The sequence below is a fragment of the Pedococcus sp. genome, from assembly GCF_036554925.1.
Taxonomy (GTDB): domain Bacteria; phylum Actinomycetota; class Actinomycetes; order Actinomycetales; family Dermatophilaceae; genus Pedococcus_A.
In genome coordinates this window covers 1-9,845 of the sequence record NZ_DATBMI010000105.1, presented here as the reverse complement: position 1 = coordinate 9,845, position 9,845 = coordinate 1, and the positions used below count along the sequence as shown (strand labels likewise).

Below are 9,845 nucleotides of genomic sequence, written 5' to 3'. Positions count from 1 at the left end.
CAGGCTGACCGTGGCCTGGTCCGCGAGGTTGCTGCGCAGGAGGTGTTCGAGCTCCGGCTGGTCGAACATGTTGGCCCTGGGGTGCCCGTGCCGGCCGCGGTCGCCGGCCCGGTCGAACATCGCGAACACCTGGCGGTTCCGGTCCATCAGCTGCAGCCCACGGGTGGGCCGTGACACCGCGGCGAACCGGTCGCCGATGCCGAGCCGCACCAGGACCCGGTAGATCTCGTCGTCGAGGTGGACGGCCCGCGGCTGGGGGTAGACGCCCTCCCAGCGGTCGAGGACGAGGCAGTCGACGCCGTACTGCCCGAGCAGTGTGGCGGCGGTGAGGCCGACGGGGCCGGCCCCCACGATGACGACGGGAACCGGGTCGGTCCTCGTGCGCTGGGAGCGGTTCACCGCAGGTCTCCGACCATGAGGACCAGGTAGCCCAGGGTCACAAGACCCAGGACGACGGCAGGGGCGGTCTCGCGTATGCCGTCACCGTTGCGCAGGTGGGCGACGAGTGCTCCACCGAGGAGCATGAGGAGTCCCGCGCCGGCCAGGGCACCGATCACCGGGACGAACGCCCCGACGAGCAGGCCGACGACGGCGAGGACCTCGAGAAGCCCGATCCGTCGGTACGCCGAGACGCTGAAGCCGACGTGTTCGGCTCGTGCGCGCATGGCGGGGACCGCGGCGAGCTTGGCGGAGCCGAGGACCGCGAAGGCGACGACCAGCAGGCCGGCGAGAATCGAGGTGGTGGTCATGACGTTTCCAATCTCCAGGCGATGGCGAAGCGGTCGAGTGCTGTCCTGACCGGGGTCTCGTCCGCGCCGAGGGCCAGACCGACGACGACGACGACCGCACCGTCCTCCACGGCTCCTCGGACCCCGGTGACCGAGGGGATGTCGCGGAGCGCGTCGGCGACGACCTCTCGGGTGGCCTCGGCGCGCAAGGCGGGTTTGAACGGCTTGCCCACCAGGGTGGTGGGGAGTGCGTCCAGCACGGTGACGGTCTTGGGGGCTGCCGCCTGTTCGGGCACGTGGTCGCTGGCCCAGCCCCGCAGCTCCTCGGGGGTCGCGGTGGCTCCGGGGGTGAGCGTGACGAACGCCACCGGCACCTCGCCGGCGTGCAGGTCCGGACGACCCACCGCCTGCGCGGCGGTGACCGCCGGGTGTGCCAGGAGCGCGCTCTCGATGACCGCAGGGTCGATGTTGTGACCCCCCCTGATGATCAGGTCCTTGGCTCGGCCCACGAGGTGGATGAAGCCGTCCGAGGTGACCCAGGCCAGGTCTCCGGTGTCCAACCAGCCGTCCCGCAGCTTCCCCAGTCCGTCGAGCACGGGCCTGTCGGCGGTCCGGCCCGTGACGTAGCCGGGGAACACGGTCGGACCGCTGATGGCGAGCACCCCGACCTGGCCGGCCGGCAGGTCGACCCACTCACCGTCGGCGGTGACCTCGACGGCCTTCACCTGCTGGTACGGCAGGCGCTGGCCGACGGACCCGGGACGCGGATGGTGGGGGAAGCTCAGTGCGCTGGCGCACGTGGCCTCGGTGAGACCGTAGCCCTCGACCAGCCGGATGCCGGTGGCGGACTCAAAGCCGTCCCGGACCGCCTGCGGCAGCGGCGAGGCGCCCACGACGGCGAAGCGGAGGCTGCTGATGTCGGCGTCGATCGGGCAGCCGGCCAGGACGGAGTACACGGTGGGCACCGCGCTCATCGTGGTGACCCTGTAGCGCTCGACGAGCTTCCAGAAGTGCGGGTAGAGCGCTTGGTCGCGGTAGCCCTGGGGGCCGGCCCAGACGACCCGGAGACCCCTGAACAGGGGGGCCAGGACGGTGACGAGGAGTGCGTTGACGTGGAAGAGCGGCAGCGCCGCAAACACCACCGCGTCGTCGCGCAGCAGTCCGCTGACCGCGAGCATCCAGGCGTCGCTGACCTCGTTGGCGTGGGTGTGCGCAGCGAGCTTCGGCATACCCGTCGTGCCCCCTGTGTGGAAGAGCGCGGCGAGGTCCGTGGCCGAGGGTGCGTCACCCACGAAGATCTCGTGCGGCTGCTCCGCCGCGAGGGCGGACAGGTGGCCGACGCGCACGCCGCCGATCGGGGGCAGCTCCGCCTCGGCCGGGCCTGCCCGCGTCGGGCCCAGGGCGAGGAGGGCTTCCAGCCCGGCCTCGACGGCGAGCTCCCGTGCCCTCCCCCACACCTCCGGTGCGAGATCGGGACCGGCGGCCACGAGGACCCGGGCGCCGGACCTGCGCAGGAGCTCGGCGATGTGCTCCCCGGACAGCCCGCTGTTGATCGGTGCCGCGGTCCCGGCGAGCTCAGCGGCCAGGGTTGCTGTGACGAGCTCGTCGCAGTTGGGAGCCAGGAGGGCGACCCCGTCCGTTCGACGCACCCCCAACGCGTGGAGCGCGTTGGCGTAGCGATGCACATCGGTCAGCAACCGGGCGTACGTTCGCTCCACCGGCTGGTCCCACCGTTCGCCGTCCGGGAGCACGGACAGGGCGACGCGGTCAGGCCACAGGCCGGCGGCTCGGACGAGGAGCTCGTACGTCGTGCCCGGCAGGCAACGGTCGGCCAGCGGCAGAGCCTCGATCGCGGGCAGGTCGTCCGGCCCGTCGCACGTCGGCCAGAGCAGGTGGCTCATCAGGCGGCCCTCACGACGGTGCGTTGCCGGCCGAGGTCGATCGCACCGTCATCGGTGCCGATGGCCACCTCCACGACGTCGCCGTGCTTGAGGTACCCGGGGTTCTGGGCCTGCCGCTTGAAGAAGATCTTCCACTTCAGCGCGGGGGGCAGGAACGCGGCGATGAGCTCGGCCGGCTTCGGCGGTGCGCTCAGGGCGGTGCCCTCCGGCGTCCCGGTGAGGAGCAGGTCACCGGCCTCCATCCGCTGGAACCGGCTCAGCGCCTGTAGTGCCTCGAGCGGGGAGTAGATCATGTCGTCGTCGACGGACGAGTCCTGGCGCAGCCCGCCGTTGACCCAGAGGCGCAGGCGCAGGTCGCCGAACCGCGCGAGCTCGTCGCCGTCGAGCAGGACCAGCGCCGGCCCGACCGGCGTGAAGGTGGGGTAGGACTTGGACTCGTAGAACTGGGTCTTCGGCAGCTGCACGTCTCGGGCCGAGACGTCGTTCGTCACCACCAGTCCGGCGACGAACGAGGTCCAGTTGTCCGCCGTCAGCTGGGTGCCCACAGGCAGCTCACGCCCGATCACCAGACCGATCTCGACCTCGTAGTCCAGGCAACGCACGTGACCGGGGCGGACGATGTCGTCGAACGGGCCGCTGATCGAGCCCGATGTCTTGCGGAAGAACGTCAGCGGGATGGTGTCCGGGTTGAGGCCGGCGTCCTTCACGTGACTGGTGAAGTTGGTCATCTGGGCCACCACCCGGCAGGGTGCCGTCACCGGGGAGACCAGGTCGAGCGTGGCCGGGTCGACGGTCTCCGTGCTGCCGCGGGCGGCCGCGATCATCTCGGGCTCGGCGAGCAGCCCGCCGGTGGTCGTGGCGTCGGTGGCGATGCGGGTGGCGCCGGCAGGGGTACGAACCCACCAGGCGTCGGGCGTACGAAGAATCGTGGTGCTCATGAACTCGTCACTTTCAGGAGGCCGCGGAGGCGGGTCAGGTCGAACTCGTTGTCTTCGCGCAGCGAGCGAGCCATCGACACCAGCTCGTGCACCGCGTCTCGTCCCGGGGTGAGGCCCAGGAAGTCCTTGGTTGCCGGCGGCCCCCACTGGGCCAGCCCGGACACCGTCATCGGCGACCAGCCAGGCTCCAGGGTGGAGTCGAACAGGTCACCGTCCGCGAAGTGCTCGACGAGGAGCCCGTCAGGGTCGCGCCAGTAGTCGAAGATCTGGCTGCCCTCGATGTGGCGACCGATCCCCCAGGAGCGGTGGAAGCCCCGATCACGCAGGTACTCCCCACCCGCGGCCAGCGCGTCGAGGTCTCCCACCTGGTACGCCGAGTGCACGTACCGGTTCCGGGGGCCGAGCATCATGGCCAGCGTGTGGTGGTCGGTGGGAGTCATGCCGCGGTCACAGCGGATGAAGCTCATGGTCGGGCCGCGCTCACGCTGTCCCTCGTAGTACTTGAAGTCGCTGACGATGAGACCCAGGTGCTCCAGGTACCAGTTCAGCGTCTCGAGGTACCTCGTGGTCTGCAGCACGACGTGGCCCAGCCGTTGGATCCGGGCGGGCTCACGGTGCGGGCGCTGCGGGGCGTTCGCGCGTCGCGCGTCGTGACCGAAGTTGAAGACCTGTGTCGTCTGGCCCGGCAGGGCTGCGAGCTCGTGGGTGCCGGCGACAACCCGGACCACCGCCCCGCTCGGATCGGTCAGGCCCACGGCGATCCCTCCGATGCTCTCGGGCAGCTGCTCGACCCTCGCTCCGGTGGCATCGGCGAGCCGCAGCACGTCGGTGGAGTCCGTGGCGCGGAAGGCCGCGCCGACGTACGTCGAGCGAGGCCCGCGACGCACGATCACGCACGGTGCGCCGCTGTCGGTCCCGCGCAGCTGCAGCTCGTCCGCCGTCCGGCTCACGGTGGTGAACCCGAACGCCTGCGCGAAACGCTCCGAGGCGGCCAGGTCGGGCTTGACGAACTCGAGCCAGGCCAGGTCGAGCACCTTGACGATCGGGTTCCTCGCCCGGCCCGGATGCTCGGCAGGCAGCGCACCCTGTTCGCTGTGCAGGTCGTTGTGCGTCCCGTGGTGACTGGTCATCTGCTGCTCCTCAGGTATGCCTTTCTGACGGAATCGTCACTCATGAGCATGGGCTCAGTCAAGTGTTTCTGAGGTAATCGTCATTTCTGACTGGCCAGCGCTAGGATGGCCGCACCCAACGTGCGACAACGACGCCGAGGACGGCCATGAGCAACACACCAACGCAGCAGACCAACCGGCTGGACCGCCGCAAGGCCAGGACGCGGGCGGCTCTCATCCGGGCCGCCCAGACGCTCATCGCCGAGGGCCGCATGAACGTGCCGATCCTGGAGATCACCCAGGCCGCTGACGTGGGGATGGGCTCCTTCTACAACCACTTCGACTCCAAGGAGCAGCTGTTCGAAGCTGCCGTCGAGGCCGTGATGGACGGGTACGGCCAGCTGCTCGACGAGCTGACCGCCGACATCGAGGACCCCGCGGAGGTGTTCGCCTGCAGCTTTCGGCTCACCGGGCGGCTCTACCGCCGGGAGCCGGAGCTCAGCCGGGTCCTCCTCAACAACGTCCTCCGGCTGCTCAGCGCCGACACCGGCTTGGCGCCGCGCGCGCGCCGTGACATCGCGGCCGCCGTGGAGGCCGGACGCTTCGACGTCGAGGACCTCGACGTCGCGGTCACCATGACCGCCAGCGCCCTGCTCGCGCTCGGTCAGCTCCTGCACGACCAGCCGGAGCGCGACGTCGAGGAGACCACCGACCGGGTGACGGAAGACCTGCTGCGCATGCTCGGCGTCCCCCGACGGCAGGCCCAGCGGATCTGCTCGCTGCCCCTGCCGGACATCGACGCGCTGCGAGGCGACGGCTCAGTCGCCTGACGACCCCACCCGCCAGCACCTGCGCGAAACCACTCGCTCCCTGCACTGTCGTCCTGCACTGTCGCGTTCGTCATACTGACGAATTCCTCAACATCGAAGTAATCTTCACTCAATGGCCGGTCCCACCGGGGCCTGGCCCCGACACGACGCCACCCCTGGCCATGAGGAGATCCTTCGATGAGCACCATCACCACCCCCAGGCTCGCCGAGAGCGGCCCTCCCCTCGATGCGCTCCTGGTCGACGCCCTGAGCCCCCTGCGCCGCTTCGCCCCCGACATGTCGACGGCGAAATGGGCCATCTCCCTCGCGCGCAAGCCAGAGGTCACCGCGCGGCGGCTGGGCGGGCTGGGCGCCGAGGCCGGGCGCATCCTGACCGGCAGCTCCGCCGTGGCGCCGCATCGCCGGGACCGCCGGTTCACCGATGTCGCCTGGACCGACAACCCGTTGCTGAAGCGGCTGGTCCAGCTCTACCTGGCGGGCGGCCACACGGCTGAACAGCTGGTGACCGACGCCGACCTCGACCCGCGTGACCGTCACCGCGTCCGCTTCCTGCTCGAGAACGTCATCGAGGCGGCCGCTCCCAGCAACCTCCCACTGGTCAACCCGGCCTCTGCCAAGGCCGTCATCGACACGGCAGGGCTGAGCCTGGTGCGCGGGGGCAAGCAGCTGGTGAAGGACCTGGCCTCGGCTCCGCGCGTGCCGGAGATGGTCGACAGCAGCGGCTTCGTCCTGGGCGAGAACGTCGCGGCGACGCCAGGCGCGGTCATCCTCCGCACCGAGGTGATGGAACTGATCCAGTACGCCCCTCAGACCGACGAGGTCTACGAGGTCCCCACGCTGGTGGTCCCGCCCACGATCAACAAGTACTACGCGCTCGACCTCGCCCCGGGGCGGAGCGTCGTGGAGTTCGGTGTCCGGCAGGGCAGGCAGGTGTTCGTCATCTCCTGGCGCAACCCGGACTCGCGGCACGCCTCGTGGAACCTCGACACCTACGTTCGCGCCGTCCTCGACGCCCTGGAGGCCGTCGAGGAGGTCACGGGCAGCGCGCGGACGGTGCTCGGCGGAGTGTGCTCCGGCGGCATCCTCGCGAGCATGGCCGCGGCCTACCTCGCCGGTGTCGGCAGGCAGGACCGGCTGGCCGCGCTCTGCCTGGCGGTGACGGTCATCGACAACGACGATGCCGGGACGGTGTCCGCCCTCGTCGACGACCGCCTGGCGCGTCGGGCCAAGGCGAGGTCGGCGCGCAAGGGGTACCTCGACGGCCGGGAGCTCGCCGAGGTGTTCGCGTGGCTCCGGCCCGGCGACCTGGTGTGGAACTACTGGGTCAACAACTACCTGCTCGGCAGGCGACCGCCGGCCTTCGACATCTTGTTCTGGAACTCCGACACGACCCGGATGACCGCCGCACTCCACGCCGACTTCGTCGACCTGGCGATGGAGAACTCGCTGGCCCGGCCAGGAGGGCTCACCGTCCTCGGCGTGCCGATCGACCTGGGCAGGATCACCGTGGACTCCTATGTCGTGGCTGGCATCGCCGACCACCTCACCCCGTGGGAGAGCTGCTACCGGAGCGCCCGGCTCCTCGGCGGTACGACCCGTTTCGTCGTGTCCACCAGTGGTCACATCGCCGCCCTGGTGAACCCGCCGGGCAACCCCAAGGCCTCCTTCCACGCCAACGACGAGCTGACGTCCGACGCCAAGAGCTGGCTCAAGGGCTCCGACATCCACGAGGGCACCTGGTGGACCGACCTCGGCGTGTGGCTCGACGAGCGATGCGGCGCGCAGCGTCCGGCGCCCCAGGAGCTCGGGTCGCGCCGCCTGAGCGTGCTCGCGGAGGCCCCCGGCACCTACGTCCTCGACAGGTGACCACGTTCCTCCGGGTCCGGGTGCTCGGTCACGAGGTCCGGGTCGCCGTCCGGCCGGGCACCGCCCCCGGTCCGCCCCTGGTGCTCTGCAACGGCATCGGGGCCAGCCTCGACCTGCTGCAGCCGTTCGTCGACGAGGTCGACCCACGCATCGAGGTGGTCACGTTCGACGTGCCCGGCGTGGGCGGCTCCCCCGTTCCCAAGGTGCCGTACAACTTCGCACTGCTGGCGTGCCTCGTCGCGGCGCTGGTCGACCGCCTCGGCTACGACCGTTTCGACGCGCTCGGCATCTCCTGGGGCGGCGGCCTGGCCCAGCAGCTGGCGTTCCAGTACCCGCGTCGCTGCCGACGGCTGGTGCTGGTGAGCACCGGCACCGGGATGTTGATGGTGCCGGCCCGCCTCAGCGTTCTCCGCAGGATGCTCACCCCCCGGCGTTACCGCGACCCGGCGTACGCCAAGGCCATCGCACCGGCGCTCTACGGCGGCCAGATGCGTCGCCGGCCCGACGAGGCACGGCACGTGCTGTACGAACAGGAGCGCCTCGGGCCCAGCGCCGGCTACTTCCTCCAGCTCCTCGCCGGTGTCGGCTGGTCGAGCCTCCCGGCCCTGCCGCTCATCCGCCAGCCGACCTTGGTCCTCGCGGGGAATGACGACCCGGTCATCCCTCTGGTGAACGCGCGGATCCTGCGCGCACTGCTGCCGCACGCCACGTTGCACGTCTTCGACGACGGCCACCTCGGGCTGCTCACCTCCGCCGACGAGCTGGGCCCGATCGTCTCGCGCTTCCTGATCTCTCCCGACGGTGAGAACGCCCCGCGCCGCAGCTGACGACGCATCCGAACCCTTGACCTCCCCGCATTACTGACGATATCGTCAATAATGCAGGGACAGTACAAGAGGACCCCATGGGGTCTGAACCCGACGAAGGTGGTAACACATGACGCAGCACACAGACTTCTACCGGCGGCTGGAGGCCCTGCAGCAGCGGGTCGCGAAGGTCACGTCAGCAGTGCAGACGGCCGCATCCGAGTCCGATGCCCAGCTCAAGGAGCGGATCGACCAGGCTCAGGCGGACCTGGACCAGTCGGTCCAGGACGCACGGCAGGAGGTCTCAGAGGCCGCCGACGATGCTCGGGCGAAGTGGGCGCAGCTGAAGGCTGACGCCGCGGCCAAGATGAGCGACGTGAAGGCGAACATCGACAAGCGGACCCGTCAGGTGGACGCCAAGGTCGCCGCGAACGATGCGGACTGGGCCGAGGCTGACGCGGCCGAAGCCCTCGACTTCGCCGACTGGGCGGTCGAGAACGCGCAGCTGGCCATCCTCGACGCCATCCACGCCCGCGCCTACGCCGTGAAGCTCGCCGAGGCCGCGGACACCCTGTAGCCACCCATCGGACTGGCGGTCGGAAAGCTCACCGCCTGATGGCACTCGCGCCGCGGGCCGCGGTCTCACACGCCTCGCGCCGGGCACGGGACAAAGGAGTAGCTGTGACAACTCACCACCCGGAACCGGCCAGCCCGGCGCTGCTGCGGCATCTCCGTGAGCGCAACCAGCGCCGGGAGAACCGGGCTGCCGACCAGATCACGCGGTTCGCCGGTTCCATGACGTTCGTGTACATCCATGTCATCTGGTTCGGCTTGTGGATCGGTTTCGGCGTCGAGGACTATCCCTTCGGACTGCTGACGATGATCGTGTCGTTGGAGGCCATCTTCCTGTCGACATTCGTCATGATCAGCCAGAACCGTGCCGACGAGAGGCGCCAGGTGATCGCGGACGAGGCTTGGCGGACAGTCCAGGAGGAGGAGCAACAGAACGAGAGGCTGCTCCGCCTGTCCAACGAGATCCTCGATCTCACCAAGGAGATCCATGCGGCGCGCGCTTCCGTCACGCCGACAGGTCCTCCCCCAGATCGGTGAGAGTGGACGTGGCGACGCGGGAGAGCCCGATGACGGCTCCGGCCGGAATCCGCGGCGTCCCCAGGCGTAGGCTCGCCACGGCACGACAGGAAGTGGTGACGCGGGGAGCAGCGACATGAACCGGCCGCCCGATCCAGCACCTCGGCACTCGGCTCCGATGAGCCGTGGCTGGCGCCCGGTCGAGCCTCCTCGACGGCCTGTGCTGTTCGTCAACCCCCGGTCAGGTGACGGCGCGGCGTCCCGCACCAAGATCGTCGAGCGGGCCCGCGAGCACGGTGTGGAAGCAGTGACCCTCCGTCCCGGCGACGACCTGGGGACACGCGTCCTCGAGGTCGTGGCCGATGGCGCAGATTCGCTCGGGGTAGCGGGCGGCGACGGGTCGCTCGCGGTCGTGGCAGCAGTCGCGGCGGCGCATGGGCTGCCCTTCGTCTGCGTCCCCTGCGGCACACGCAACCATTTCGCGCTCGACCTCGGTGTGGACCGCCAGGACGTGGCTGGGGCTCTTGACGCGTTCACCCATGGGGTGGAGCGCCTGATCGACGTGGGCGAGGTGAACG

11 protein-coding genes are annotated in these 9,845 nt (G+C 70.1%); 6 read left to right on the top strand and 5 right to left on the bottom strand.

The window, feature by feature from the left end; translation table 11 throughout:
- The 5 genes from VIB11_RS08845 to VIB11_RS08825 form a co-directional block, all read right to left on the bottom strand.
- Positions 1 to 399: FAD-dependent monooxygenase (locus tag VIB11_RS08845; protein WP_332030389.1), on the bottom strand; the 399-nt coding region annotated here is incomplete at its 3' end.
- On the bottom strand, positions 396 to 749 hold the full coding sequence (locus VIB11_RS08840) for a DoxX family protein (RefSeq protein WP_332030387.1): 354 nt from the start codon (positions 747 to 749) through the stop codon (positions 396 to 398). The genes VIB11_RS08845 and VIB11_RS08840, both read right to left, overlap by 4 nt.
- Positions 746 to 2,629: an acyl-CoA synthetase gene (locus VIB11_RS08835; protein WP_332030385.1), complete on the bottom strand. Its 1,884-nt coding sequence runs from the start codon at positions 2,627 to 2,629 to the stop codon at positions 746 to 748. Before VIB11_RS08835 ends, VIB11_RS08840 begins: the two co-directional genes overlap by 4 nt.
- Positions 2,629 to 3,567: a fumarylacetoacetate hydrolase family protein gene (locus VIB11_RS08830; protein WP_332030383.1), complete on the bottom strand. Its 939-nt coding sequence runs from the start codon at positions 3,565 to 3,567 to the stop codon at positions 2,629 to 2,631. Before VIB11_RS08830 ends, VIB11_RS08835 begins: the two co-directional genes overlap by 1 nt.
- Complete coding sequence (locus VIB11_RS08825; protein WP_332030381.1) at positions 3,564 to 4,697, bottom strand: VOC family protein; 1,134 nt, start codon at positions 4,695 to 4,697, stop codon at positions 3,564 to 3,566. The genes VIB11_RS08830 and VIB11_RS08825 overlap by 4 nt, the downstream gene beginning before the upstream one ends.
- Before the next feature lie 146 nt (positions 4,698 to 4,843).
- On the opposite strand from VIB11_RS08825, the gene VIB11_RS08820 reads away from it, so the two are divergent.
- The 6 genes from VIB11_RS08820 to VIB11_RS08795 form a co-directional block, all read left to right on the top strand.
- The gene (locus VIB11_RS08820; protein WP_332030380.1) at positions 4,844 to 5,506 is read left to right on the top strand and encodes a TetR/AcrR family transcriptional regulator; all 663 of its coding nucleotides are present in this window, start codon (positions 4,844 to 4,846) and stop codon (positions 5,504 to 5,506) included.
- 177 nt (positions 5,507 to 5,683) lie between these two features.
- Positions 5,684 to 7,372, top strand: coding sequence for a PHA/PHB synthase family protein (locus VIB11_RS08815; RefSeq protein ID WP_332030378.1), 1,689 nt, complete (start codon positions 5,684 to 5,686; stop codon positions 7,370 to 7,372).
- On the top strand, positions 7,369 to 8,199 hold the full coding sequence (phaZ, locus tag VIB11_RS08810) for a poly(3-hydroxyalkanoate) depolymerase (protein ID WP_332030376.1): 831 nt from the start codon (positions 7,369 to 7,371) through the stop codon (positions 8,197 to 8,199). Before VIB11_RS08815 ends, phaZ begins: the two co-directional genes overlap by 4 nt.
- A 109-nt stretch (positions 8,200 to 8,308) precedes the next feature.
- On the top strand, positions 8,309 to 8,755 hold the full coding sequence (locus VIB11_RS08805; protein WP_332030374.1) for a hypothetical protein: 447 nt from the start codon (positions 8,309 to 8,311) through the stop codon (positions 8,753 to 8,755).
- A 104-nt stretch (positions 8,756 to 8,859) separates the two neighbouring features.
- The gene (locus tag VIB11_RS08800; RefSeq protein WP_332030371.1) at positions 8,860 to 9,288 is read left to right on the top strand and encodes a DUF1003 domain-containing protein; all 429 of its coding nucleotides are present in this window, start codon (positions 8,860 to 8,862) and stop codon (positions 9,286 to 9,288) included.
- 199 nt (positions 9,289 to 9,487) lie between these two features.
- A partial coding sequence (locus VIB11_RS08795) for an acylglycerol kinase family protein (RefSeq protein WP_332030369.1) occupies positions 9,488 to 9,845 on the top strand: 358 nt, incomplete at its 3' end.

What these genes read in the sequence shown, in the direction of transcription:
- VIB11_RS08830 (WP_332030383.1), bottom strand. Translation starts at nt 3,567, where the DNA reads ATGAGCACCACGATTCTTCGTACGCCCGACGCCTGGTGGGTTCGTACC.
- VIB11_RS08805 (WP_332030374.1), top strand. Translation starts at nt 8,309, where the DNA reads ATGACGCAGCACACAGACTTCTACCGGCGGCTGGAGGCCCTGCAGCAG.
- VIB11_RS08840 (WP_332030387.1), bottom strand. Translation starts at nt 749, where the DNA reads ATGACCACCACCTCGATTCTCGCCGGCCTGCTGGTCGTCGCCTTCGCG.
- VIB11_RS08820 (WP_332030380.1), top strand. Translation starts at nt 4,844, where the DNA reads ATGAGCAACACACCAACGCAGCAGACCAACCGGCTGGACCGCCGCAAG.
- VIB11_RS08825 (WP_332030381.1), bottom strand. Translation starts at nt 4,697, where the DNA reads ATGACCAGTCACCACGGGACGCACAACGACCTGCACAGCGAACAGGGT.
- VIB11_RS08815 (WP_332030378.1), top strand. Translation starts at nt 5,684, where the DNA reads ATGAGCACCATCACCACCCCCAGGCTCGCCGAGAGCGGCCCTCCCCTC.
- VIB11_RS08835 (WP_332030385.1), bottom strand. Translation starts at nt 2,629, where the DNA reads ATGAGCCACCTGCTCTGGCCGACGTGCGACGGGCCGGACGACCTGCCC.